The organism is Streptomyces sp. NEAU-W12, from assembly GCF_026242095.1.
Taxonomy (GTDB): domain Bacteria; phylum Actinomycetota; class Actinomycetes; order Streptomycetales; family Streptomycetaceae; genus Streptomyces.
On the sequence record NZ_JAPJDM010000006.1, the window covers coordinates 1 to 26,003 of the forward strand.

Annotated in this window: 17 protein-coding genes; 10 read left to right on the top strand and 7 right to left on the bottom strand. The window is 74.4% G+C overall.

Features of this window, described 5'->3' with window-relative positions:
• Both ORI94_RS09145 and ORI94_RS09150 read right to left on the bottom strand, forming a co-directional pair.
• The coding region (locus ORI94_RS09145) for a maltotransferase domain-containing protein (RefSeq protein ID WP_266073873.1) at window positions 1–837 on the bottom strand (837 nt) is incomplete at its 3' end.
• A gap of 201 nt (window positions 838–1,038) precedes the next feature.
• Window positions 1,039–1,536 (bottom strand): S8 family serine peptidase, encoded by a 498-nt coding sequence (locus ORI94_RS09150; RefSeq protein WP_323056033.1) that lies wholly within the window; start codon window positions 1,534–1,536, stop codon window positions 1,039–1,041.
• 545 nt (window positions 1,537–2,081) lie between these two features.
• Between ORI94_RS09150 and ORI94_RS09155 the strand changes: the two genes are divergently transcribed.
• The gene (locus ORI94_RS09155) at window positions 2,082–4,748 is read left to right on the top strand and encodes a glycosyltransferase family 1 protein (protein ID WP_266073875.1); all 2,667 of its coding nucleotides are present in this window, start codon (window positions 2,082–2,084) and stop codon (window positions 4,746–4,748) included.
• 45 nt (window positions 4,749–4,793) lie between these two features.
• Here ORI94_RS09155 and ORI94_RS09160 read toward each other — a convergent pair whose 3' ends face one another.
• From ORI94_RS09160 to glgX, 5 genes are all read right to left on the bottom strand, one after another.
• A complete protein-coding gene (locus tag ORI94_RS09160; RefSeq protein ID WP_266073876.1) occupies window positions 4,794–5,315 on the bottom strand; it encodes a DUF1990 domain-containing protein in 522 nt (173 codons plus the stop codon).
• Between the two features lie 105 nt (window positions 5,316–5,420).
• Window positions 5,421–7,481 (bottom strand): M4 family metallopeptidase, encoded by a 2,061-nt coding sequence (locus ORI94_RS09165; RefSeq protein WP_266073877.1) that lies wholly within the window; start codon window positions 7,479–7,481, stop codon window positions 5,421–5,423.
• A 399-nt stretch (window positions 7,482–7,880) separates the two neighbouring features.
• Window positions 7,881–9,743 (bottom strand): ABC transporter ATP-binding protein, encoded by a 1,863-nt coding sequence (locus tag ORI94_RS09170; RefSeq protein WP_266073878.1) that lies wholly within the window; start codon window positions 9,741–9,743, stop codon window positions 7,881–7,883.
• Window positions 9,740–11,569, bottom strand: coding sequence for an ABC transporter ATP-binding protein (locus ORI94_RS09175; RefSeq protein WP_266073880.1), 1,830 nt, complete (start codon window positions 11,567–11,569; stop codon window positions 9,740–9,742). The genes ORI94_RS09170 and ORI94_RS09175 overlap by 4 nt, the downstream gene beginning before the upstream one ends.
• A gap of 530 nt (window positions 11,570–12,099) precedes the next feature.
• Window positions 12,100–14,385: a glycogen debranching protein GlgX gene (glgX, locus tag ORI94_RS09180; protein WP_266073882.1), complete on the bottom strand. Its 2,286-nt coding sequence runs from the start codon at window positions 14,383–14,385 to the stop codon at window positions 12,100–12,102.
• Between the two features lie 353 nt (window positions 14,386–14,738).
• On the opposite strand from glgX, the gene ORI94_RS09185 reads away from it, so the two are divergent.
• The 9 genes from ORI94_RS09185 (at window position 14,739) to ORI94_RS09225 (ending at window position 25,972) form a co-directional block, all read left to right on the top strand.
• Entirely contained in the window at window positions 14,739–15,959 is a 1,221-nt protein-coding gene (locus ORI94_RS09185) for a L,D-transpeptidase (protein ID WP_266073884.1), read from the top strand.
• Window positions 15,960–16,160: 201 nt separating this feature from the next.
• Complete coding sequence (locus tag ORI94_RS09190; RefSeq protein ID WP_266073885.1) at window positions 16,161–17,408, top strand: L,D-transpeptidase; 1,248 nt, start codon at window positions 16,161–16,163, stop codon at window positions 17,406–17,408.
• A 179-nt stretch (window positions 17,409–17,587) separates the two neighbouring features.
• The gene (locus ORI94_RS09195) at window positions 17,588–18,355 is read left to right on the top strand and encodes an enoyl-CoA hydratase/isomerase family protein (RefSeq protein WP_266073886.1); all 768 of its coding nucleotides are present in this window, start codon (window positions 17,588–17,590) and stop codon (window positions 18,353–18,355) included.
• Between the two features lie 273 nt (window positions 18,356–18,628).
• Window positions 18,629–19,132: an ATP-binding protein gene (locus ORI94_RS09200; RefSeq protein ID WP_266073887.1), complete on the top strand. Its 504-nt coding sequence runs from the start codon at window positions 18,629–18,631 to the stop codon at window positions 19,130–19,132.
• A gap of 514 nt (window positions 19,133–19,646) precedes the next feature.
• Complete coding sequence (locus ORI94_RS09205) at window positions 19,647–20,339, top strand: hypothetical protein (protein ID WP_416237794.1); 693 nt, start codon at window positions 19,647–19,649, stop codon at window positions 20,337–20,339.
• Window positions 20,336–20,890, top strand: a complete 555-nt coding sequence (locus ORI94_RS09210) for a YkgJ family cysteine cluster protein (RefSeq protein ID WP_266073890.1) — start codon at window positions 20,336–20,338, stop codon at window positions 20,888–20,890. Before ORI94_RS09205 ends, ORI94_RS09210 begins: the two co-directional genes overlap by 4 nt.
• Window positions 20,887–22,038 (top strand): sugar-binding transcriptional regulator, encoded by a 1,152-nt coding sequence (locus ORI94_RS09215; protein WP_266073891.1) that lies wholly within the window; start codon window positions 20,887–20,889, stop codon window positions 22,036–22,038. Before ORI94_RS09210 ends, ORI94_RS09215 begins: the two co-directional genes overlap by 4 nt.
• A complete protein-coding gene (locus ORI94_RS09220) occupies window positions 22,035–22,781 on the top strand; it encodes a type VII secretion system-associated protein (RefSeq protein ID WP_266073893.1) in 747 nt (248 codons plus the stop codon). The genes ORI94_RS09215 and ORI94_RS09220 overlap by 4 nt, the downstream gene beginning before the upstream one ends.
• A complete protein-coding gene (locus ORI94_RS09225) occupies window positions 22,778–25,972 on the top strand; it encodes a hypothetical protein (protein ID WP_266073894.1) in 3,195 nt (1,064 codons plus the stop codon). The genes ORI94_RS09220 and ORI94_RS09225 overlap by 4 nt, the downstream gene beginning before the upstream one ends.
• The last annotated feature ends 31 nt before the right edge of the window (window positions 25,973–26,003 follow it).

A 26,003-nucleotide genomic window follows, 5' to 3' on the forward strand; every position in this document is an offset into this window, starting at 1 on the left:
GGAGCCGAACAGGGCACGCTCGCGCTCCACCAGCAGCGGCATCGGGTCGCTGCTGGTGACCAGGTCCCGCAGCGGGTGGCGGGCCAGCACCGCGTCCACCTCCGGCGTCAGCCCCGCCGCCAGCCGGGACGAGGCCGGACGCCGCTCGTCGCGCAGCGCGTCCACGGCCGCCAGGAGCACGGTCCGTCGGTCCGGTTCCGGGACCCCGGCCGCCGCCTTCTCGTACAGCAGGGCGCCCTCCTCCAGCACCAGGTCGGTGTCCATGCCCGCCGGAATCTTGATCCGCGCGTGGTGCCGCCAGGTGGTGACCGGATCGCTCCAGGCCTCCACGGTGTACGTCCAGTGCCCCGTCCGCCCCGCGGTGACGGTCGCCCCCCACCGGTCGGTGCCGGGCGCCAGCTCCCGCATCGGTGTGAACGGCTCCCGGCGGCCCTCGGGGTCGGTCAGGACGACATGGGCGGCCACCGCGTCGTGCCCCTCACGGAACACGGTCGCCGACACCTCGAACGACTCCCCGACCACCGCCTTCGCCGGCCGGCGCCCCTCGAGGACCTTCGGCCGGACGTCGAGGATGGGGATACGGCCCACGGAGGTGGCGGGACGGGGGGAGTCGGGGGAGGACGGCCCGGGTGTCGGTGAGGGTGACGGGGTTTCGCCCCCGCTGCCCGGCCGCACCGGAGAGGCTCCGGAACCGCGCTTCGCGGACGGCCGTGGCGGGCCGGGCTCCGAGGCCGTTCCGGGGCCCGGCCGCGCCGGTGTCCCGGGAGCGGGTGCCGAGGGCGTCCTCACGGTGTCGGGCTGTGGTGGAGGGGATGACGAAGGGTGCTTGGCGGGCATGACCGCTCCTGTCCGCGTCAACGTGGGTGGGCGGATGACTGTGGGGAGGTGGGTCCTGCGTGGTTCTGCGCGATCCTGCGTGGTCCTGAGTGACGTACCGTGATGCCCCGTCGTGTCCCGTGGTGCACGGCGGTGCTCCTGAGGGGTGTACCGCAGGAGCCTTCCCACCCTATTCGGGTGAGCAATCCGGCACTTTGTTAACTACTCGCGCGTATGTCGACACACAAGACCGGCCTCGCCGGGCAGGGCGGAGCCGGCCCTCGACAGGCCCGCTCCCACGCCGTCGCCCGTTTTCCGGCCGACGCCGTCGGCGGTCGGGGCGCGGGGCCGGGGAACGCCGCACCAGGGCGCCGGCGTCCGCGGCAGCCGGTTCGGCGCCCCGGGGCCGCGGCCACCGGCCTTCCCGGTCGTCGCCCTCTCGACCAGGGCTTTCACCCCCTGTGCCGGAGTCGCCCGCCGGTGCCCGGCGAGATGCGGTGCCGCCGCGCCCGCCGCGTGCGGGGACGCCGCCGACGTGCCCGGGGCGGCGACCCGCCCGGTGTCGCCCGCGGCGGACGCCGACCTGACGGCGACCCCGGGGGCGAACAGAACCATGGCCGAGCCGTGGTGCGAAAAGGCCGGTTTCTTGTCCTCCCGGCCGCTCGGGCCCACCGTGATCGCCCGTCCGGCCCCCGCCGGCGGGCACGGCCCGGCCGGCACAGCCGTTCAGCACCGTGCCGTACGTGTGACCGGGTCCCGCCCCGTGGCGCGCGGCCGGATCCCCGCCCCCACCGAGCGGGCCGGCGGTCCCCTCCTGCGGCGTCACCAGGCGGCTGCCGACCACGGAGCCGGGTGCTCGCCCACCGGGCGTCCGCCCCGCGGGCGCGGCGTGCGCGGGCAGGGGCGCGGCCGAAACCGTCGCGGCGCACGGGAGCGCCGCCGTGGTCGCCGTCGTCACTCCCGCCCGGCGCGGACGCCGCCTGCGCGTCCGTGCCATGGTCCGGGTCCTCCTCCTCGACCCGGCGCACGGCCCCGCGGGCCGGCACGCCACCGTGGCATCGTCCCGTGCGGAGCGAAGCCCCACAAGGACGCCCGCGGGTGGGGAACCGGCCGTGTCCGCCGCGTGGCGAATCGTTTGGGCGGGGTGTGCCGGTGCCGGGTTGCCCGACTTCCGCCGTGGATGCCGTTTCCGCCGGTAGTGTCGTGCGGGACGACCGGACGCACACTGCCGTCCCTCCGCACCGCGACTCGCGCCGAGGTGGAATTTGAAGGCGATCCGTCGATTCACCGTCCGTCCCGTTCTCCCCGAACCCCTCCGGCCCCTCAGCGACCTGGCCCGCAATCTGCGCTGGTCCTGGCACGCGCCGACCGGCGACCTCTTCCAGTCCGTCGACCCCGAACGCTGGGCCGCCTGCGGTCGTGACCCCGTACGGCTGCTGGGCGGCGTGGGGACCGAGCGGCTCACCGAGCTGGCCGGCGACCGCGCGTTCCTGGACCGCCTCGGCGCGGCCGCGGACGACCTGCACACGTACATGACCGGCGACCGCTGGTACCAGACCCAGTCCGGAACCCGGCCGCGGAGCGACCAACTGCCCGCCGCCATCGCCTACTTCTCCCCGGAGTTCGGCATCACGGCCGCCCTGCCGCAGTACTCCGGCGGGCTCGGCATCCTCGCCGGCGACCACCTCAAGGCCGCCAGCGACCTGGGCGTCCCGCTGATCGGCGTCGGCCTGCTCTACCGGCACGGCTACTTCCGCCAGACCCTGTCCCGGGACGGCTGGCAGCAGGAGCACTACCCCGTCCTCGACCCCCACGAGCTGCCCCTCGTCCAGCTCGAGGAACCCGACGGCACGCACATCCTGGTGAGCCTCGCCCTGCCCGGCGGCCGGTCGCTGCGCGCCCGGATCTGGCTGGCCCAGGTGGGCAGGGTCCCGCTGCTCCTGCTCGACTCCGACGTCGAGGAGAACGACCCCGGCGCCCGCGGCGTCACCGACCGGCTCTACGGCGGCGGCAGCGAGCACCGGCTGCTCCAGGAGATGCTGCTCGGCATAGGAGGTGTCCGGGCGGTACGCGCGTACTGCGGGCTCACCGGGCACCCACCGCCCGAGGTGTTCCATACCAACGAGGGCCACGCCGGCTTCCTCGGTCTGGAGCGCATCGCCGAACTGGCGGCCGACGGAATGGAGTTCGACGCCGCCCTGGAGGCCGTCCGGGCCGGGACCGTGTTCACCACGCACACCCCCGTACCGGCCGGCATCGACCGCTTCGACCACGCTCTGGTCGCCCGCCACTTCGGTCCCGGCACCGAACTGCCGGGCGTCGACGTCGACCGTGTCATCGGGCTCGGCAGGGAGACGTACCCCGGCGGCGAGCCCGGCCTGTTCAACATGGCCGTGATGGGCCTGCGCCTCGCCCAGCGCGCCAACGGCGTGTCCCTGCTGCACGGCAGCGTCAGCCGCGAGATGTTCGCCGGGCTCTGGCCCGGGTTCGATCCCGAGGAGGTGCCCATCACCTCCGTCACCAACGGGGTGCACGCGCCCACCTGGATCGCCCCCGAGGTGCTCCGGCTCGGCGCCCGGCAGATCGGCGCGGAGCGGGCCGAGGAGGCGCTGGCCGTCGGCGGCTCGGACCGCTGGGACTCGGTCGCCGACATCCCGGACCAGGACATCTGGGAGCTGCGCCGGTCCCTGCGCGCCCTGCTGGTGATGGAGGTGCGGGAGCGGCTGCGCGCCTCCTGGCGGCAGCGCGGCGCCGGGACGGCGGAGCTGGGCTGGATCGACCAGGTGCTCGACCCGGACGTGCTGACCATCGGGTTCGCCCGGCGGGTCCCCTCGTACAAGCGGCTGACGCTGATGCTGCAGGACCAAGGCCGGCTGACGAACCTGCTGCTGCACCCCGAGCGGCCGGTGCAGATCGTGATCGCGGGCAAGGCGCACCCGGCGGACGAGGGCGGCAAGCGGCTCATCCAGGAGCTGGTCCGGTTCGCGGACGACCCGCGCGTCCGGCACCGGATCGTGTTCCTGCCCGACTACGGCATGGCGATGGCGCAGAAGCTCTACCCGGGCTGCGACATCTGGCTGAACAACCCGCTGCGACCGCTGGAGGCGTGCGGCACCAGCGGCATGAAGGCCGCGCTCAACGGCTGCCTCAACCTCTCGGTGCTGGACGGCTGGTGGGACGAGTGGTTCCAGCCCGACTTCGGCTGGGCCATCCCCACCGCGGACGGGGCGGACGGGGCCGCCCCCACGCTCTCGGCGGTGGGGGGCGACCCGGACCGGCGCGACGCCATGGAGGCCGCCGCGCTCTACGACCTGCTGGAGCAGCGGATCACCCCGCGCTTCTACGAGCGGGGCGAGAGCGGACTGCCGGACCGGTGGCTGGAGATGGTCCGGCGCACCCTGAGCCTGCTCGGCCCGAAGGTGCTGGCCGGCCGCATGGTCCGCGAGTACGTCGAGCGCCTGTACGCGCCCGCCGCCGGCAGCCACCGCGCGATGGACCCGGACGCCGCGCGGGACCTCGCCCGGTGGAAGGCCCGGGTGCGCGCCGCCTGGCACGGGGTGAGCGTCGACCACGTCGAGACGTCGGAGACGACGGGCACCGCGGAACTCGGCACCACGCTCGGGCTGCGGGTGCGCGTGGGCCTCGGCGGCCTGGGCCCGGACGACGTCGAGGTCCAGGCCGTCTCCGGGCGGGTGGACGAGGAGGACCGCATCGCCGACGCCACCCCCGTGCCGCTGAAACCGGTGGGCGCCGCCGACCTGGAGGGCCGCTGGGTGTACGAGGGCCCGCTCTCCCTGGACCGCACCGGACCGTTCGGCTACACGGTCCGTGTCCTGCCCAGCCACCGGCTGCTGGCCCAGGGCACGGAACTGGGCCTGGTCGCGGTCCCCTCGGAGGAGGCGCTGGCGGCGGCGGGGCTGCTGATGAGGTGAGGCCCGGCGCGTAGGCAGGTGGGGCCGAAGGGCCTCGAGGAGCCCTCAGAACTCCTCGAGGCCCTTCGTCGCGAGGCGGCGCAGCACCGTGCCGCAGCGGCGGGCCCAGGCCTGCTGCAGGCCGCGGCCGGCCGGGCCGGCCGCCCGCGCGTACCACCTGGCCGGCCTGCTGAACGCCGAGACGGTCAGCCACACCGTCCCGTCACCGGTGCGGTCCACGACGAAGGCCTCCTCGCCGCACTCCGGATGACCGGGCAGCGTGCCGTACGCCCAGCCGGCTCTGCGGTGCTCCTCCACCGTCCAGACCACCCGGCAGGGCGCCCGGACCACTCCGGCGAGCGTCACGGTGACGTCGACACCGGGTGCCGCGCGGCCGGCGGCGGTGTCGAGCCCGGCCCCCAGGGCCCGGTGCAGCTCCCAGGAGAGGACCGCCTCCGCGCTCTGGCGGAAGACCGCCTCGCCCTCGCCGAGGCGGGTGCGGACGTGCAGGGGATGGAATCCAGGAGGGCAGAAACCCGGCTCACGGGTCGCGCCGACGTGGTCGTAGGTGAAGTCCGCCGAAGACATGGGACCCAAGAGTAGGGCGGCCCCCAAAGCCGTCGACGGCGGGGCGCCGCCCCGGAGGCCCGGCCTCCAAAACGGCGCCCCGTTCCGCGTGCCGCCTGCGGCGGCCTACGGGAAGGTGAGTCCCCAGCTGTTGATGTAGCCGGTGTCCCGGGCGGCCTGGTCCTGCACCCTCAGCCGCCAGGTGCCGTTGGCGGTCTCGGAGGAGGCGTCGACCGTGTAGGTCTCGTCGACGTTGTCCGAGGAGTCGCCGGAGGTGCGGCTCAGCAGGCGGTACGCCGTCCCGTCCGGGGCCAGCAGGTCCACGACGAGGTCACCGCGCCAGGTGTGCACGATGTCGACCGGGACCCGCAGGTTGGAGGGAGCCCTGCCCGCCTGCCCGGTCACGGTGATGGACGAGGTGACGGCCGCGCCGTTGTCCGGGACGGGCACGTCGGTGGTGTTCTCGAAGGTGGTGCCGTCGCCGCCACCGCCGTCGTCCCCGGAACGCGCGCCGACGTTGATGCCGGCCCAGGCGTCCTGCACCGCCCTGTACTCGGCGCTGTCCGTGCCGTACAGCTCACCGGTGGCCGCGAGGGTGCCGGTGCGGGCGCCCGCGTAGTTGGTGGTCGAGGTGAACTTGGTGGTCAGCGCGCGGAACCAGATCCTCTCCGCCTTGGCGCGGCCGATGCCGGTGACCGGCAGGCCGTCCGAGGTGGGCGAGTCGTAGCTGACGCCGTTGATGGTCTTGGCGCCGCTGCCCTCGCTCAGCAGGTAGAAGAAGTGGTTCGCGGGGCCCGAGGAGTAGTGCACGTCGATCGAGCCGATCCCGGAGTACCAGGCGTCCTTGGACGCGCCGTCCCGGCTCGGCCGGTCCATGTGGCGCAACGGGGTGCCGTCGCCGTTGATGTCGATCTCCTCGCCGATGAGGTAGTCACCGGGGTCGGAGGGGTTGGCCGCGTAGAACTCGACGGTCGCGCCGAAGATGTCGCTGGTCGCCTCGTTGAGGCCGCCGGACTCGCCGCTGTAGACCAGGCCCGCGGTGTTCGAGGTGAGACCGTGGGTCATCTCGTGCGCGGCGACGTCGATCGAGGTCAGCGGGTTGGCGTTGCCCGATCCGTCGCCGTAGGTCATGCAGAAGCAGCTGTCCGACCAGAAGGCGTTGACGTAGTTGTTGCCGTAGTGGACCCGGGAGTGGGCGCCCACCCCGTCCCCGCGGATGCCGCTGCGGCCGTGCACGTTCTTGTAGTAGTCCCAGGTCAGTGCGGCGCCGTAGTGGGCGTCGGCGGCCGCCGACTCCAGGTTCGACGGGCTGCCGTCGCCCCACACGTCGTCGGAGCCGGAGAACAGGGTGCCGGTGCCGGAGGTGCCGCGGTTCAGGTTGTACGTCCGGTGCCCGCCGCGCGCGCCGTCGGTGAGGTGGTAGGTCGACCCGGACCGGGTGGAGGTCAGGTCGACGGTGCCGCTGTAGACGGTGTGGCCGGTCGCGTTCCGGACGGCCTGCCACGCGTAGAGCTTCTCGCCCGTGGTGGCGTCGGTGACGACGTGCAGCTCCTGCGGCGTGCCGTCGTGCTGGAGTCCGCCGACGACCGTCTCGTACGCCACCGTCGGGGTGCCGCTCGCGGCCCAGACCACCTTGCGCGGGGCGCGGTCCACGGCGGGGCTCTTGGCGTCCCCGGCCTTCGCGGCGGACAGCGCCTGCCGCTTCGCCTCGGCGGTGGACACCGTGGCCGTGGTCGTGGCGGGCTTCACCGCGGCCCGGGTGGCCTTGACGACGGACTCGGCCGCGCCGGGCCGCTCGCCCCGCACGACCAGGTCGCCGCCGAGGACGGGCAGGCCGTCGTAGGTGCGCTCGTAGCGGACGTGGACGGTGCCGTCGCGGTCCTTGAGGACGTCACGGACGACGAGCTTCTCCTGCGCGTCCAGACCGAGGTCCTCGGCGGTGTCCGCCCTGGTGGCGTTCGCCTCGCGGATCAGCTCGGCGCGCTGGGCGGGGGTGAGCCGGACCGACTCCGCGGCGGGCTTCGGCTGAGCCGCCGGCGTGGCGTCCGGGGCCGCGGTGGCACTGCCGGCCTGCACGGCCGTGGCCACCAGGGCGGCGACCCCGGCGAGGGCGGCCGCCGCGGTGCGGCGGCGCGTGGGGCGGGGGCCGGCCTGGGGGGTGCGTCTGTGGGAGGACCTGCTTCTCAACACTGACTCCTTCTGCGTGACCGCGGGATGTGCGGCCAGGGGAGACCGGCCGGCTGGTGAGCGGGCCGGGCAGAACAGGGCGGTACGCGGTACCACGTGCTGCTGTGCGGGAGCGACGGCCGAGGCGCGACGGTGCGGTGGCGCTGTGGGGTTGTCGTGCAAGGGCCGTGGGAAGAGTGGCAGGCGACCGCGGTTTCTGTCAGGAGCGCGTCAGGAACTTGGCCGGAAACCGTCCGTTGTCCGGGAGTTCGGGTTCGATTAACGGAGGATTGCGCGGGTGCGACGGCGGCCGCGGCATACCCGCGGCACACCGCCGGCCCCGGCCTGCACGTCCGCCCCGGCCTGCACGTCCGCCCCGGCCGCATGCCCGGGCACGGGTCGCGCCCGGTGCTCCCCCCGTTACGCCAGGCTGTCCCGCCACGCCCGGTGCAGGTCCGCGAAGCGGCCCGTGCCCGCGACGAGTTCGGCCGGGGGACCGTCCTCCACGATGCGGCCGTGTTCCATCACCAGGACGCGGTCCGCGATCTCCACGGTGGACAGGCGGTGCGCGATGACGACCGCCGTACGGCCCTTCAGCACCGTCGCCATCGCGCGCTGCACCGCGCGCTCGCCGGGGACGTCCAGTGAGCTGGTCGCCTCGTCCAGGACCAGTACGGCGGGATCGGCGAGCAACGCCCTCGCGAAGGCCACGAGCTGGCGCTGGCCGGCCGAGATGCGGCCGCCGCGTTTGCGTACGTCGGTGTCGTAGCCGTCCGGGAGGCAGGTGATGAAGTCGTGCGCGCCGATCTCCTTCGCCGCCTGCTCGATCTCCGCGCGGCCGGCCTCCGGGCGGCCGAGGGCGATGTTGTCGGCGACCGTGCCGGAGAACAGGAACGCCTCCTGCGTCACCATGACCACCCCGCGCCGCAGTGCGGACCCCGGCAGGTCGCGCAGGTCGACGCCGTCCAGCAGGACCCGGCCGTCGGTGGGGTCGTAGAAGCGGGCGAGCAGCTTGGCCAGGGTCGACTTGCCGGCGCCGGTCGAGCCGACCACCGCGACGGTCTGCCCGGCGGGGAGGACGAGGTCGAAGCGGGGCAGCACCTCGCCGCCGGTGCGGTAGGCGAACCGGACCCCGTCGAAGACGACCTCGCGGCCGGGGTGCTCCGACCGCGGCTCCGGCAGCTCACGGGGCGCCGCCGGCTCCGGCACGGACGGGACCTGGGCCAGCAGACCGGCGATCTTCTCCAGCGAGGCCGCCGCCGACTGGTACGCGTTCAGGAACATGCCCAGCCGGTCGATCGGGTCGTACAGCCGCCGCAGGTACAGCACCGCCGCCGCCAGCACACCGAGCGCGAGCGTCCCCTCCGCCACCCGGTAGGCGCCCCACAGGACGACCAGCGCGACCGTGGTGTTGGCGGTCACCCGGGAGCCGACCACATAGCGGGCCATCTCCAGGAGCGCGTCGCCGTTGGTCCGCTCGTGCCGCCGGTTCAGCTCCCGGAACGCGGCGTCGTTGGCGGACTCGCGGCGGAAGGCGCGCACCGGGCGGATGCCGTTCATCGTCTCGACGAACTTCACGATCACCGCGGCGATCGCCGTGGACCGCTGCCGGTACACCTCGGACACCCGCCGCCGGTACGACCGGACGAGTGCGTACAGCGGGACGAAGGACGCCACCGCCACCGCGCCGAGCCCGAGGTCCAGCCAGAGCAGCAGCACCGCGATGTAGACGCAGGACACGATGACCGTCACCAGCTCCTGCAGGCCCTCCTCCAGGAGCTCCCGCAGCGACTCGACGTCCGTGGTGGAGCGGGAGATGAGCCGGCCCGAGGTGTAGCGCTCGTGGAAGTCGACGCTGAGCGCCTGCGCGTGCCGGAAGATACGGCCGCGCAGATCCAGCAGCACGTCCTGGCTGACCCGGGCGGCGGTGACGATGAACGCGTACTGCAGCACGCCGCCCGACGCCGCGCACAGCAGATAGCCCACCGCCACCGCGATCAGCGGCCCGTGGTCGGCGGACCGGAACGCGGGCACGCCCCGGTCGATCGCGTACGCCACCAGCAGCGGGCCCGCCTGCACCGCCGCCTGCTGGAGCAGCAGCAGAAGCGCCGTCAGGGCGACCCGGCCGGGCATCGGTGCCAGCAGGGAGCGCAGCAGGACGCCGCCGGCGCCCGGGGGAGTGGGCAGGACGTCCCGGTCGAAGGGGTCGCCGGCCACCGGGGCCGGCGGTGCGTCGTTCCCGCCGTCCTCGTCCCGGACGGGCGTGGCGGGGGCCGCCGTCATCGCTGCTCCTCCTTCTGTCCCGCCGGATCGCCGGCCATCAGGTGGGCGTACTCGGCGTTGGTGCGCAGCAGTTCGTGGTGGGTGCCGACCGCCGTGATCCGGCCGCCGGAGAGCAGGGCGACGCGGTCGGCCAGCAGGACCGTGGACGGGCGGTGCGCCACGATCAGGGCCGTGGTGTCCGCGAGCACCCGGCGCAGGGCCGCCTCGACCGCGGCCTCCGTGTGCACGTCGAGCGCGGACAGCGGGTCGTCCAGGACCAGGAAGTCAGGCTGCCCGACCACCGCGCGGGCCAGCGCGAGACGCTGCCGCTGCCCGCCGGACAGACTCAGCCCCTGCTCGCCGACCTGGGTGTCGGCGCCCTGCGGCAGCGCGTGCACGAAGCCGGCCTGCGCCACGCCCAGCGCCCGCTCCAGCTCGTCCTTCCCGGCGGTTGCCCCGGCGCCCATCAGCACGTTCTCCGCCACCGAGGCCGAGAACAGGGTCGGCTCCTCGAACGCGACGGAGACCCTGCACCGCAGTTCCTCGCGGGAGAGCGCGGTGATGTCCGTGCCGTCGAGGGTGATCCGCCCCGAGGTCGCCTCGTGCAGGCGGGGGACCAGGGCGGTGAGCGTGGTCTTGCCGCTGCCGGTCGCGCCGACCAGGGCCATCGACTCGCCGGGACGGATGTGCAGGTCGACCCGGTCCAGGACGGGCGGGGACCCGGAAGGGGCGTCGGGGTAGCGGAAGGTGACGCCGTGGAAGCGCAGCCCGCCGCCGCCCGCGGGGGCGGCCGGCGCCCGTGGGCCGCGGGGGCCCGGCTCCTCCTCCTCGATGTCCATCACCTCGAAGTACCGCTGGGTCGCGGTCGCCGCCTCCTGGCTCATCGCCAGCAGGAAGCCGATCGAGTCCACGGGCCAGCGCAGCGCCAGGGCCGTCGACAGGAACGCCACCAGGGTGCCCGCGGACAGGTCCCCGTCGGCCACCCGCACGGTCCCCAGCACCAGGGTCGCGCCGATGGCCAGCTCCGGGAGCGTCACGATGACGCTCATGATGGCGCCGAGCAGCCGGGCCTTGCGCAGCTCCGTCCCGCGCAGGTCCTCGGACAGCTTCCGGAACACCCGCGCCTGGCTGCGGTGCCGTCCGAACCCCTTGACGACGCGGATGCCGAGCACGCTCTCCTCGACGACCGTCGTCAGATCGCCGACCTGGTCCTGTCCGAGCCGCGACGCCCCGGAGTACCGCTTCTCGAAGATCAGGCAGGTGACCATCACCGGCACGGCGGGAATCAGGACGACCAGTCCCAGAGCCCAGTCCTGAACCAGCATGATGATCACACCGACGAGGATCGTCACCCCGTTGACCAGGAGAAACGTCAGAGGGAAGGCCAGGAACATGCGCACCAGCATCAGATCCGTGGTCCCCCGGGACAGCAACTGCCCCGACGGCCAACGGTCGTGGAACGCCACCGGCAGCCGCTGCAGACGCCGGTACAGGCCCGCCCGCATCCCCGCCTCGACACCCGCCAGCGGACGCGCCACCAGCCACCGCCGGAGCCCGAACAGCACTGCCTCCGCGAGCCCGAGCAGCAGCAGGTACAGCGCGCCGAGCCACACGCCCGCCGGATCCCGGTCGGCGACCGGGCCGTCCACCATCCACTTCAGGACCAGCGGGACGACCAGGGCGATGCACGAGGCGAGGACCGCGATGCCGGCGGCGGTCAGCAGCCGCGCCCGCACGGGCCGCACGTACGGCCACAGACGCAGCAACGTACGAACCGTGGAGGGCGCTTCGCGCGTTTCGAGGGGTGAGGGTGGGGGTGGGGGCGGGGACGGGAGTGTGGTGGCCATCGGCAGCGAGCCTACGGATCGTCACCGGCCCTGCCCACCGAGTTTTGGCCGGACCGCGCTCGGCCTTCCGGCCTACGACCTGCGGCTCGGGCCGGCCGTACACGCCGGACGCGGGAGGCGTATCACTCCATCGGCCGATCGGCCGATGCGTCCCGGGCGGGACGGCCGGGGTGCGGGCACCCCGACCGCCGGGAGGCTCGGTGCCGTGCCCGTCGTCGACGCCACCGGCCCGCGACGCGCGCCCGCCGCCGGACCCCGGTCCGCGCCCCCGGCCGCGCGGGAGCGCGAGGTCCTCGCCCCGGTCGCCAGGGGCACCTCCCACCGCGGGACCGCCCGCGAACTCCTCATCGGCGAGGCGGCCGTGAGGGCCCACCTCACCCACCGCGCCCACCTCCACGCCGAAACCCGGCGTCAAGGCCCGTGCCGCGGCCGTGGCGGTCGCCCACGACCGCGGCATCCCCGGCCGAGGCCGACCCGGGCACGGGCACGGGCTGCGCAACGGGCCGGTGTCCGGCCGGTGCCGCTTCACGTCACCCGACCACGCGCAGCAGCAGCACCGTCCGTCCCGCAACCGTGATCGCCGTGTCCGCCGGGTGGGTCGTGCCCGGCGGTGAGTCCTGGTCCTCCCGGCCGGTGTCGACGAGGACCTCGTAGCGCTCGGCCCACGGCGGGCCCGGGAGGCGGACGTCCGCCGGCTCGTCGCCGGCGTGCAGGACGGCGAGGAAGCTGTCGTCCAGGACGCGTTCCCCGCGCTCGTCCCGGTCCGGGATGTCCCGGCCGGAGAGGTACATGCCGAGGGTGGCGGCGGGCGCGTACCAGTCCTCCTCGGTCATCTCCGTGCCCCGCGCGGTGAACCAGGCCAGGTCGCGCAGGCCGTCGGCACTGTGCGCGTGTCCGGAGTAGAAGGTGCGGCGGCGCAGCACCGGATGGCGGCGGCGCAGGGCGATCAGCCGGGACGTGAGGTCGAACAGGGCCCGCCAGCCCGGCCGGTCCAGCAGCTCCCAGTCCACCCAGCCGGTCTCGTTGTCCTGGCAGTAGGCGTTGTTGTTGCCGTGCTGGGTGCGCCCCATCTCGTCACCCGCGACCAGCATCGGCACGCCCGTCGAGAGCAGCAGGGTGGTCAGCAGGTTGCGCAGTTGTCGCCGGCGCAGGGCCAGGATCCCCGGGTCCTCGCTCTCGCCCTCGGCGCCGCAGTTCCAGGAGCGGTTGTCGTCGGTGCCGTCCCGGTTGCCCTCGCCGTTGGCCTCGTTGTGCTTGCGCTCGTACGACACGAGGTCGCGCAGGGTGAACCCGTCGTGCGCGGTGACGAAGTTGACCGAGGCGTACGGGCGCCGCCCGCCCCAGTCGTACAGGTCGCTCGAACCGGAGAGCCGGTAGCCGATCTCCCGCAGGTCCGCGGCGCCGGGCCGCCAGAAGTCCCGCACGGCGTCGCGGTACCGGTCGTTCCACTCCGACCACAGCGGCGGGAACGCCCCCACCCGGTAGCCGCCGGGGCCCACGTCCCACGGCTCGGCGATCAGTTTCACCCCGCGCAGCACCGGGTCCTGGGCGATCACCGAGAGGAACGGGGCGCGCATGTCGACGTCGTCCCCGTCCGCGGTGCGGGCCAGCGCCGCCGCCAGGTCGAAGCGGAAGCCGTCGACACCCATCTCGGTCACCCAGTAGCGCAGCGAGTCCGTGACCAGACGCAGTACGTGCGGCTGGACGACGTCCAGGGTGTTGCCGCAGCCGGTGTGGTCGGCGTACCGGCGGGCATCGGCCCGGAGCCGGTAGTGGCCGCGGTTGTCGATGCCCTTCAGGGACAGGGTGGGGCCCAGTTCGTTCGCCTCGGCGGTGTGGTTGTAGACCACGTCGAGGACGACCTCGATGCCCGCCGCGTGCAGTGCGCGCACCATCCGCTTGAACTCGCCGACCTGCTGCCCGCCCGTCCCAAAGGCCGCGTAGCCCGCGTGGGGGGCGAACCAGCCGACGGAGTTGTAGCCCCAGTGGTTGCGCAGCCCCCGCCGCAGCAGATGGTCCTCGTGCGCGAACTGGTGCACCGGCAGCAGCTCCACGGCCGTCACCCCGAGCCGCACCAGATGGCCGACCGCGGCGGGATGGGCCAGCCCCGCGTACGTGCCGCGCAGCTCCTCGGGGACGCCCGGGTGCCGCTGCGTGAACCCCCTGACGTGCAGCTCGTACAGGACCGTGTCCGCCCACGGCGTCCCGGGCCGGCGGTCGTCGGACCAGTCGTCGTCATCATGGACGACGACTCCCTTCGGCACGTACGGGGCGGAGTCCCGGTCGTCGCGCACGGTGTCCGCGACCTGCTGCTCCGGCCAGTCCCGGACATGCCCGTACACCTGGGGCGGCAGGCCCGACGTGCCGTAGTCGCCGTCCACCGCGCGGGCGTACGGGTCGAGCAGCAGCTTCGCCGGGTTCCAGCGGGCACCGGTCCACGGGTCCCAGCGGCCGTGCACCCGGTAGCCGTAGCGCGTGCCGGGCAGGACGCCCGGTACGAAGCCGTGCCAGACCCCGTCCGTCAGCTCGGTGAGCCGGGCGCGGCTCTCCGAGCCGCGCCCGTCGAACAGGCACAGTTCGACGCCCTCGGCGCCCTGGGCCCACAGCGCGAAGCCGGTCCCCGCCGCCCCGTCCGGGCCGGTCCGGAAGCGGGCGCCCAACGGGGCCGGCGGGCCGGGCCGCACGGGCACCGTCACCGGCGGCGCGGTGGCCCGCACGCCGTTCACGGCGACGGCCGGGCGCCCGTCGCCGGTGACCCGGTCCCCGGTCACCGCCTGCCGCCCGGCCACCGCCTCCTGCTCGGCTGCGCTGGACACCTGTCAGCCTCCCGCGGCTCGTCGTGGGACGACGGCGGGCAGGGGAGTGCGGCCGCCCGGCCCCCGGGCGTTCCTCGGCCGAGGCCGCGGCTCCCCGGCGCGTCGTCCTCCCCTCAGTTCTGCCCAGAGCGTGCCGTGCACTCACGTTTCCCCGGGGAACGTCAGGGCGCACCCCGACGTTTCCCGGGGCGCGCCCCCGCGTCGCCCCGGAGCGGGGGCACACACGCAGGTCCCCGGAGGGGCGCCGGGGCCCGCCCCTTCGGGGCGCGGGGGCGGGACCGGGCGAAGACGGGTGCTCCCCCGAGGGGACGCATGGTCGTTTCCCCACGGCGCACACCGTCGTTGGGTAGCGCGTGAGCCACCTACAAGGGCGCGCACGGCGCGCGAGGGCCGCACTGGCCACCGTAGTGACATGGGCGGGATTGCTGGCCGGGGCCGTCGGCTGTACCCCGGACGGCCCCGTCGCGGGGGCGCTCGGCCCCCCGGGAGCGAAGGAGGTGATCCGGGTCGTGCCCGCCGACGCCAGCAAGGAGGTGCGCCCCGGCCAGGTGCTGCGGGTGCGGGCGTCCGAGGGCCGGCTGGAGTCGGTCAGGGTCGTCCGGTCCCAGGACGCGCGGGAGTCCCCGGTCCCCGGCCGGATCTCCGCCGACGGGCAGAGCTGGAAGCCCGACGACGAACGGCTGGCGCTGGCCGCGAAGTACACGGTCGACGCCGTCGCCCTGGACGACGACGGGCGCCGCTCGGCCCGCCGCACCACCTTCACGACGTACGTCCCCGAGCAGCGTTTCATCGGCTACGTCGCCCCGGACGACCGTTCCGTCGTCGGCACGGGGATGATCGTCTCCCTGGCGTTCAACCGCGGGATCGCCGACCGCGCGGCGGTCGAACGCGCCGTCCGCGTCACCTCCCGCCCGGCCGTCGACATCCGCCCGCACTGGTTCGGCAGGGAACGCCTCGACTTCCGCCCCGAGACGTACTGGAAGCCCGGCACCGAGGTCACCGTCGAACTGGACCTGCGGGACGTCGAGGGCGCGCCCGGCGTCTACGGGCTCCAGCACCGCACGTTCTCGTTCACCGTCGGCCGCGGCCAGGTCTCGGTGGTCGACGCGTCCCGGCACACGATGGAGGTGCGCCGGGACGGCGAGGTGCTCGCCACGGTGCCGGTCACGGCCGGGGCGCCCAAGACCCCCACGTACAACGGGAAGATGGTGATCACCGAGATGCTCGAGGTCACCCGGATGGACAGCCGCACGGTCGGCTTCGGCGGCGAGTACGACATCCCCGACGTCCCGCACGCCATCCGCCTGACCGACTCCGGCACCTTCCTGCACGGCAACTACTGGGCCGAGAGCGACGTCTTCGGCGACACCAACGTCAGCCACGGGTGCGTCGGTCTGCGGGATGTGAAGGGCGGCGGCGCGAGCACCCCCGCGGGCTGGTTCTTCGACCGCAGCCTCGTCGGCGACGTCGTCGAGGTGGTCAACAGCAAGGACCGGACGGTCGCCCCGGACAACGGCCTCGGCGGCTGGAACATGAGCTGGGAGAAGTGGACGAGGGGCAGCGCCGTGAAGTGAACCCCGGGGCCCCGGAACCCCCTCACGCGCGGATGGCCGAAAGGGCGCTTCGGTTGTGCCCCGAGGGCCGGCGGAGTTTGGAACGGAACGGTGACACACCGGACGCCTCCAACCCTCCTGGCCTGTGGTTACCATGCGCCGAAGCGCGCGAGGGGCGTGCGGGGGCGCGGGCCGGGCGAGGCCCGCCGAGGGGAGAAACAAGTGAACGTGGGGCCGATATCGGGGGCGTCGGTTGACGCGCGGAGGCGCGGCGGCGGGAAGCTCGCCGCGCTGGCACTCGGGGTGATGCTGGCGGTCACCGCGTGCGGCGGCGGGGGGACCGGGCCGGGCGCCGGGTCCGGCGCGCAGGACGACCGGCCCAAGGACTCCACCGTGGCGGTGAGCAAGCAGTCCGAGGCGGTCATAGCCGTAGCGCCCGAGGACGGCGCCGAGTCCGTGAAGACCAGCGGCGCGCTCAAGGTCGACGCGGCCGAGGGCAAGCTGACCGAGGTCGTCGTCAAGGACCCGGACGGCGAGAAGGTCGACGGGAGGATATCCGGCGACGGCGCCCACTGGACGCCGTCGACCCACCTGGCCGCCTCCACCGAGTACACCGTCCACGCGGTCGCCGAGGACTCCGCCGGCCGTACCGCCGCCGAGGACTCCAGCTTCACCACGCTGACCCCCGAGAACACCTTCGTCGGTATCTTCACCCCCGAGGACGGCTCCGAGGTCGGCGTCGGAATGCCGTTCTCGCTCCGCTTCACCCGGGGCATCACCCACCCCGAGGACGTCGAGAGGGCCATCACCGTCAGGACCGAGCCGGCCGTCGAGGTCGAGGGGCACTGGTTCGGCAACGACCGCCTCGACTTCCGCCCGGAGAAGTACTGGAAGGCCGGCACCAAGGTCACCGTCGACCTCAACCTCGACGGGGTCGAGGGCCGCCCCGGCGTCTACGGCGAGCAGGCCAAGACCGTCTCCTTCACCGTCGGCCGCAGCCAGGTCTCCGTCGTCGACGCCAGGAAGCTCACCATGAAGGTCGAGCGGGACGGCAAGGTCATCAGGACGATCCCGGTCACCACCGGCGCCCCCGGCACCGAGACGTGGAACGGCCAGATGGTCATCAGCGAGCGGCTCGCGGTCACCCGGATGAACGGCGAGACGGTCGGGTTCGGCGGCGAGTACGACATCAAGGACGTCCCGCACGCCATGCGCCTGAGCACGTCGGGCACCTTCATCCACGGCAACTACTGGGGTGGCGGCGCCTTCGGCAACTACAACGCCAGCCACGGCTGCATCGGCCTGCGCGACACCCGCGGCGGTTGGGACAAGACGGCACCGGGCTCCTGGTTCTTCGAGAACTCCATGATCGGCGACGTGGTCGTCGTGAAGAACTCCGACGACGCCACCATCGCCCCGGACAACGGCCTCAACGGCTGGAACATGTCCTGGGAGAAGTGGAAGGCGTAACCGCACGGCCCGCGGGGGCGTGGTCTCCGCGCGGCACACGCGGCCCCGGTGCGAGGTACGGCGCCGGGGCCGCGGCCGTTGGCCGCCGTGCCGTCGCTGCCCGGGGGCGGCCCCGGGCCCCGGCCGGATGTGATCGACCGCACCGGCCCGTTGCCGTTAGTCACCGTTAACCTGCTGCCATGACCGTACATCTCGAAGTCGCCGAGGGCGTCGGCACGCTGCGCCTGGACCGCCCGCCCATGAACGCGCTGGACGTCGCCACGCAGGACCGGCTGAAGGAACTCGCCGAGGAGATCACGCGCCGCGACGACGTGCGCGCCGTGGTGATCTTCGGCGGGGAGAAGGTGTTCGCGGCGGGCGCGGACATCAAGGAGATGCGGGCGATGGACCACGCCGCGATGGTCCTGCGCGCCCGCGCCCTGCAGGACTCCTTCACCGCCGTGGCCCGCATCCCCAAGCCGGTGGTGGCCGCGGTGACCGGCTACGCGCTCGGCGGGGGCTGCGAACTCGCGCTCTGCGCGGACTTCCGCATCGCCGGGGAGGACGCCAGGCTGGGCCAGCCCGAGATCCTGCTCGGACTGATTCCGGGAGCGGGCGGCACCCAGCGCCTGGCCCGTCTCGTCGGCCCGTCCAGGGCGAAGGACCTCATCTTCACGGGCCGTCAGGTGAAGGCGGACGAGGCGCTGGCGCTGGGCCTGGTGGACCGGGTGGTGCCGGCCGCCGAGGTCTACGAGCAGGCGCACGCGTGGGCCGCGAAGCTCGCGAAGGGGCCCGCGACCGCCCTGCGCGCGGCCAAGGAGGCGGTCGACACCGGTCTGGAGACCGACATCGACACCGGCCTCACCGTCGAACGCAACTGGTTCGCCGGCCTGTTCGCCACCGAGGACCGCGAGCGGGGGATGCGCAGCTTCGTGGAGGACGGCCCCGGCAGGGCGAAGTTCCTGTGAACCTTCCTGTGAGGGCTCGCACTTGACGCGATGTCTGGTCCGGGTCCCTCGATCGGGGGGTTTGTGGAAGCCTTGACGCGCCCTCGAGCCTGTCGTGTCGAGGGATCCTGGCGATCGCCGCGCAGCGAACCGTTTCCGCAGGCCGAACGGGCCGCCGGCGCCTCTGAAGTGTCAGGGGCATATGTCGACGGACTGTTCCGGGGCAGGGGCGTACGGGGGGCGCATTCCGCCGGAACGACCCCGGACGCCCCGTCGGACCTCCATGATGGGGGCATGGCGGGGCTGGAGGGCAGGGAACAGCCGCGGGGAGACGGACGTGCGACCGCGTCGCGCTGGTCGCCGACGGTCGAGGACGAACACGCCCAGAAACTACTGGAGTTGTTCGGCGATCCGTCGCAGGCGGAGGTCCCGCTGCCGTCCCGCCCGGAGTCCGCGGCCACCGCCCGCCGCCTCACCCAGGTCGTGGTCCTGCGCCACTGGGGCCTCGGGGCGGCGATCACCGAGGACGCCGTCCTCCTCGTCTCCGAGCTCGTCGGCAACGCGGTACGCCACACCGGCGCTCGCGTCTTCGGCCTCCGGCTGCGCCGCCGCCCCCGCTGGATCCGCGTCGAGGTCCGCGACCCGTCCCGCGGTCTGCCCTGCCTCATGCCGGTCCAGGAACTCGACATCAGCGGCCGTGGCCTCTCCCTCGTCGACGCCCTTGCCGACCGCTGGGGCGTCGACCTCCTGCCCCGGGGCAAGACGACCTGGTTCGACATGCGCATCACCGACCGCTGAGCCGCGGCGGCGTGGCCGGCAATCCGGGCGGTCGCCCGCGCACGGGATGGAAATGCCGGATTCCTGCCGTTGTGGGTACCTGCCGGTGCGGCCTCACGCGCCACAACGACTCCCTGGAGTCCCTCCGATGTCTTCTGCCCGCCATGTGTTGATCACCTGACAGGAGTGAACTACCCCGACAGAGGCGTGCGTCGGCGAGCCGACAGCCCGGGGCACGGTCGCTTCGGGCACTGCGCAGAACCCGTTGGGGGTTTGGTTCGGTGGGAGTCTCCGTGGGGCATGGGGCCGCGAACGCCCCGGCCTTTCGTGCGCCGGGACCGCCGGAGGCGACCGACGCCGACGGCCCCGTCGACGTCGGTCCTCCGCAGTGCCGCCTGCTTCCCCCGCGTCTGCTCCCCGCGCCCGGCCGGCCCGCCGGGGCCGCGGCCGGGGGCGGGCGCGTCCCGCGCCGTTGACCACGGGTGACGTACGTGCCACGCGCGCAGGGGGACGAGACCCTGACGAAAGGAACGACGTGTTGACGACTGGCGGTGCGCTGCGTACGCGCGCCGAATGGCATGCCTCCCGGACGGAGAACCTCTGTACCCGCGGGGCGCGCTTCGTCACCGGCTCGGACATCGCCCGCATCTCCCGGGCCCTCGCCCTGGAGCCCTGGCACGTCACGCAGACCGCGCCCGCGGCCGCCGACGACCCGACCGGGATCGTCACGGACGGGGGCCGGCGCCGGGTGAACCTCCGCCTCGCGAACGGCTCGCACGGCTGCGTCTTCCTGCTGCGCACCTCCGGTGGCCTCGGCCACTGCGGGCTCGGCGACCTCGCCCCCGTCTCGTGCCGGGCGTACCCCGCCCACCTGGGAGACGGCACCGCCCCGGCCCCGGCGGCGGACGCCGGGCAGACCGGTGCCACGACGTCCGGTGCCACGACGTCCGGTGCCACGCCGCCCGATGCCATGCCGCCCGGCGGGCCCCGGCGGTGGACCGAGGAGGACCTCGACCGGAAACTGCTGGCGGAGGTCAGGAGCGGCTGGACGGCGGACCGTGACCACTGGTTCGAGGTGGTCAGGCGGTGGAACGCCCTGGCCGCCGAGTACGAAGGCGCCGAGTCCGCCGACGACGAGCCCGGCATCCGCGACTTCCAGCGTTACCTCCTGGAGGCGTACGCCGCCCGCGAGGCGGGCACGGCCCGGCCCGGGGAGGCGACGTCGTGAACGGAAGCGGAGCCAACGTCGCCGGATGCGCCACCTGCACGGGCGACTGCTGCCGGAGGTACAAGGTGGGAGTCACCGCCGCCGACATGCGCAGGGTCGCCGCCGGAACCGCCTTGCACCCCGAGGAGTTCATCACCCTGCTCAAGGACGACACGGGGTTCAAACTGGTCCCCGAGGGGCCGACCCTCGACCTCTACCTCGTGCGCAGGCCGGAGACCGGCGGCTGCGTGTTCCTGATGGAGATCGACTCGGGCAAGGCCCGCTGCGGTGTCTACGCCCACCGCCCCCTGGTGTGCAGCAACTTCCCGACCACCCTCGAACGCGGCGCGGTCGGCATCCGCCAGGACACCGTCTGCGGACCGGACTCGTGGAATCTCGCCGCCATGGAACTGACCACGTACCGGCGCGACCTCGAACGAAACCGCGAGGCGTGGGCGGAGCACCGGCGCCTGATCCGGAAGTGGAACGCCGCCGTGGAGCGGGGCGAGCGGGAACGCACCGCCCGGGAGCTCTACGACTTCCTGCTCGGCCCCGACTGGACCGGCCGATGAGACTGCAGAGAAACGAGCGGCCGGACGAGCGGCCGGACGAGCGGTTGGACGAGTGGCTGGACGAACCTCGCGGTGGCCGACGGGAGGACCTGGTCGGGCCCGGCGAGCCGGAAGCTCCCTCCGCACCGCTCGACCTGCTCCTCGCCGCCTCCGTCGCCCGGCGGTTCTACCTCGGCAACCAGTCGAAGGTGGAGATCGCCAGGGAATTCGACATCAGCCGCTTCAAGGTGGCCCGCCTCCTCGACGCGGCGGTGGCCCACGACATCGTGCGGATCGACATCACCGTCCCGGCCGAGATCGACGCCCCGCTCGGGCAGGCACTGGCGGAGCGGTTCGGACTCCGTCACGCCGTGGTGGTCGGCCTGACGGACGGCGAGGGCGGGAAGGACGGCGCGGCACGCCCGGCGGACCGGCACCGGGTCAGCCGCTGGCTCGGCACGGCGGCGGCCCAACTGCTCTCGGAGACCGCCGAGGAGGGCGACGTCATCGGACTGGACGGCAGCCCCGAGGCGGACGCGCTCAGCGAGGCGGTCAACCGGCTGCCGCCGTGCGACGTCGTACAGATGACCGGAGTGCACGGACCGGACCTCGCCCGTGATCCCGCGGTCGCCGCGGTCCGCCGTACCGCCGCGGCCGGTGGCGGCCCCGCCTTCCCCCTCTACACCCCCTTCGTCCTGCCGGACGCCGCGACCGCGGCGGTCCTCAGGAGCCAGCCGGCCATCGCCGGGACGGTGCACCGCTTCGGCCGGATCACCCGGGCCGTCGTCGGCATCGGCGCGTGGGACGCCGGCCTGTCGACGATGTACGACGCCCTGGGCGACGCGGAACGCGAGACGTACCGGACGTCCGGCGCGTGCGCCGATGTGGCCGGCCATGTCCTCGACGGGTCCGGCGAGGTGATCCACACGGAGCTGAACGCCCGCATGATCTGCGTGAGCGCCGCCGAACTCCGTGCCGTGCCCGAGCTGATCGGCGTCTCGGGCGGCGCGCGGAGCGCCGAGGCGATCCGCGCCGTCCTGAAGTCCGGCCTGCTCACCTCGGTCGTCACCGACACGGCGACCGCCCGCCGTCTGCTGCGGCACGACGGCACGGACGACACGGCGCGGACGGTCCCGTCGCCCCGAACCACCGAACGAGGACAGCAATGACCCAGCAGGGCACCGGGAGTGCCGTCGCCGTGAACGAGCCGACGGCGGCTGAGGACCCGGGTACGGGTACGGGTGCGGAGCTTCTGTCCGTGCCCGACGACATCCGCGAGGCCGGCCGGCTCGCCCCGGACCACTGGCTGGGGGTCGTCGACCCGATGTGGTCCGGTCAGGAGCGGCCGCCCCGGTGGGCGGTGCCCGGCCGCTGGCGGTCCGGCCTCGACGGCGAGATCGTCGAGTGGGAGGAGAACCCCGACTACCGGCCGTCCCCCCTCGCACTCGGCTGGCCCGAACCGGAGGACGAGGTGGACCACGCCGTCCAGCTCGCCTCGACCGGTTACGGGCCCGGCGAGGCGGTGCCGGCCGCGCTCGTGGGCCGTGAGGTCGCCGTGCTGACCGGGCCGGACGGCGGTCCGCTGAGCGCCGCGACCCCGGAGGGAACCCCGGTCGTGCTGGTGTTCACCTCGCCCGCGTTCCTGCACACCGCGGGGCGCCTCGCCTTCGAACGCGTCGGCGTCGCCGACCTCGTGCCGCGGATTCCCGAGGGGCACGCGCTCTATCTGAACCCCTCGGCCGCGGTGAGCATGCTGCTGGACGTCGACGCCGTACGCGACGCGATCCGGTCCGGCGCGCAGGACGGAACGGACGTACGCGAGCCGGCCGCAGAGCAGTGGGACGGTGTGCGGCGGCGTCCCGCGCGAGTGCTGACCGAGGCCGTTCACCCGGTACGGGGGACGGACGCGTGAGCCGCTGGTCGTCCGTCATCCCGCGTCGCGGCGACAGGTCCGGTACGGGGCGCGGAACCCGGCGCCCCGCCGTCGAGCCGCACGGCGGTACCAAAGACGCCCGAGGCCAGGGGGCCGTCGGCGCCCCGCCCGTCGAGGACGTCGACGGCGTCCTGCTGGTCCGCTCGGTCGACGACGACTCCTTCCCGCTGGACACCCTGCTCGAAGTGGCGGGCGCCGTCGGCACGGAGGAGGACGTGGTCACGGTGATCGTCGGCTCCGCCGCCGACGGCGCCGAGCACTGGGCGCGGCTCGGCGCCCTGCTGGACACCCTCCGCTCGCAGGGCACCGACCGGGTCCGGCTCGTCATGCCCGGTGCCGGGGACGACCGGCCCGAGCGGCCCGGCATCGCCCGCCGGATCGCCGACGCCTGGGAACTGGAGGTCATCGCCCCGGACGGGGCCGTACTGGTCACCCCCGGCGGTGTGCTCTTCGTCCACGGCACCGCCCGCCCCGGACCCGGATGGTGGCGGTTCGCGCCCGGCGAGGCACCCCGCAGGCTGGGCCCGCGCGCCCCCGCGCCCGCCTGGCAGGAGGCGTTGGGCCGGGTGCCCGTGCGCACCACCGGCGGCTGCGTGGTGGACCGGATACCGGCGGGTGTGGTGATCCGCCCGGCCGAGGCCCCCGGACCGACCCCCGACGACCTGTGCTTCGCGGTGCCCGTCGACTTCGAACGTCCCATGGTCCTGGTCGGTGCCCCGCAGGCGGAGGACGTCGCGGCCGACGAGGTGGCCGCCGTGCTCGCGACCCTGCCCGTGGCCCAGCGCTCCCGTGTCCGGCTCGCGCCGGGCGGCCGGCGCGACCTGTTGCGGCTCGGCCAGTCCGTCGCCGACCAGCTGGGCGCCGAGGTCGAGGTACTCACGGGCCTGCCGCTGATCGCCGACCACGCACCGCCCGGCACGGGCCCCCGGCCGACCCTGGTGGGACGGGACGGCAGGCCGAGCTGGCAGCCGTTCGTGTCCGCGGTGGTCTGCGGACCCACCGACGCCGAGGGCCGTACGCCCGCCCCCAGGCCGGTGGCCACCCACATGCCCGACTGGATCCTCGGCGGCACCGGGCCGGGGACCGTACGGCTGACGGACCGCTGGCACGCCACCGTCACCCGGGCCGGACTCGCCCTGTGGACACCGGACGGCCCGCGTCCCGGGCCGGTGGGCCCGGCCGTGGATCCCGAGGTGTGCGCCATCGAACTGGGCATGCCCGGTCAGCCGTTGGACGGCTCCCTGCTGCCCGCGCTGTCCCGGCTGCTGCGCGGTCTCGGCGCCGACACCCGGGCGCGGACCACCCTGCTGGTGCGCGGCCGGCTCCTGGACGGCGACGGCGAACTGCGCCGGCTGGCCGCCGAACACGGCGTGCCGGGCATCCGCTACGTCACCGCCGCACGCCCCACGGGCGCCGGTACCGCGGCCCGCCACCCCGGCACGGCCGCGGTCGGGGCGCCCGCCCGGCCGCCCGGGGAACGTCCCTCCGCCGCTGCGGCGGCGCCCCCGCCGAACCTCCAGCTCACCTCCTTGCCGGCCCCGTCGCCGACCGGCCGCCGGACGGAGCCCGGGGCCGGGACGGAGGGCGGCCGAGTGGCAACGGCCGGAGCGGACGCGGCCCCGGCGGGCGGCGGGCCGCCCGGCCGCCCCGCGCCCGGCTCCACCACCAAGCCAGCGCACACATCCGGAGGTTCACGGATGGCCGAGGACACGGCCCGCTCCGGTGGCACGCCTGAACGGACGACGCCGGAAACCGCCCCGAACCACGACACCGGGAACGGAACGGCAGGGGCTGACAACAAGCCGGCTGCCCCGTCGGGTGGTTCACGTGTCGGTGGGGGTGTGGCCCGTGGTGGTGGGGTTGGGCCGGGGGCGGAGTCGGGTGGTCGTACGGGGTCCGTGGCCGGTGCGGTGCCGGGTGGCGGGGCCGGTGAGGAGGACGAGGCTCTGAACGGGGGGCGGATGCCTGAGGTCAAGCCGGCTGCCCCGTCGGGTGGTTCACCGGCCGGTGCGACGGTCCGTACCGTGCCCGAGGCCGGTGCCGAGCCCGAGCCCGGTGCCGAGCCCGGTGCCGAGCCCGAGCCCGAGCCCGGTGCCGAGACCGGTGCCGGCAGCCGGGCCGTGCCCCCGGGGCTCGACGCCGGGGGCACGGGCGCCGGGGGCACCGGCGGGGCACCGCGCGGTGCCGGAACCGGTCGCAGGGCGCCGCAAGCCGAGACACGGCCGGTGTCCGCTTCGACGTCGGCGTCCGAGGCGTCGCCGGACCCCGCCTCGCCGGCGTTCAGGGCCGGGGCCGGGGCCGGGGCCGGGATCCCGGGTACCCCGGCCCCGCAGGCCGCCCCGGTGCCGGGCGCCACGCCCGCCCCGGCCGCTCCGAAGCCCTCGCTCCGCCCGGTGCGTCCCGCGCACCTCCCCTTCGTCCCCGGGCATGTCAGCGGGGCCGCCGAGCAGGCCGCGTTCCGGGACTTCGCGGCGGGGGCCTGGGAAGCGCACGCCGCCGCGGTCTCCCGGCTGCTCACCCGGATGCCCGCGCTGCGCGGTCACGAGCTGGACGCCGCGCGGATCGATCTCGTCGCGGCGCACGCCTACCTCACCACCGACGAGGGGCCGCTGCACCACCGCGAGCTGATCCGGGACCTGCACTCCGGCGAGGGGCGCCTGCTGCCCTACGCCGGCTGCCTGGCGTCTGCCCTGCGGCGGCTGCCCTCCTATCGCGGGGTGGCACTGCGCGGCGGGGACCCCGTCGGGCCCGAGCCCGGGGTCGGCACGCTGCTGCAGGACCCCGGCCCGGTCAGCGCGCTGGCCGGAACCCCGGTGCCCCCCGCCGGGACCGCCGTGCGGTACGCGATCTGGTCCGTCACAGGCCGCAAGGTACGGCAACTGATCGACCGGCCCACCGGACCCGCGCAGACGAACGAAGAGATCGTCTTCGTGCCGGGGACCGGATTCCGGGTGCTGGGGGTACGGTCCGTGCCCGCAGGCCCCTCGGTGGTGCTGCTCCGTGAGCTCCCCGGGAACGCGACCGCCTACATGGACGGGTCGGAGGAACTGAGCGGACTGGACCTGAAGGCGCTCGCGCACCTCGAGGAGGCGCTCTCCAAGGAGAACCGCGTCGGCGAGGGCCGGGGCTGGCCGGAACGCTGCACCGGGCCCGTGGGCCAGGACGGGTAGCGACGGGCGACGGGTGACGCGCGGAGGAACC

Bases quoted from the DNA above. Each gene is read 5' to 3' on its own strand.
- ORI94_RS09175 (WP_266073880.1), bottom strand. From the start codon at position 11,569: ATGGCCACCACACTCCCGTCCCCGCCCCCACCCCCACCCTCACCCCTC.
- ORI94_RS09200 (WP_266073887.1), top strand. From the start codon at position 18,629: ATGGCGGGGCTGGAGGGCAGGGAACAGCCGCGGGGAGACGGACGTGCG.
- ORI94_RS09195 (WP_266073886.1), top strand. From the start codon at position 17,588: ATGACCGTACATCTCGAAGTCGCCGAGGGCGTCGGCACGCTGCGCCTG.
- ORI94_RS09170 (WP_266073878.1), bottom strand. From the start codon at position 9,743: ATGACGGCGGCCCCCGCCACGCCCGTCCGGGACGAGGACGGCGGGAAC.
- ORI94_RS09160 (WP_266073876.1), bottom strand. From the start codon at position 5,315: ATGTCTTCGGCGGACTTCACCTACGACCACGTCGGCGCGACCCGTGAG.
- ORI94_RS09215 (WP_266073891.1), top strand. From the start codon at position 20,887: ATGAGACTGCAGAGAAACGAGCGGCCGGACGAGCGGCCGGACGAGCGG.
- ORI94_RS09220 (WP_266073893.1), top strand. From the start codon at position 22,035: ATGACCCAGCAGGGCACCGGGAGTGCCGTCGCCGTGAACGAGCCGACG.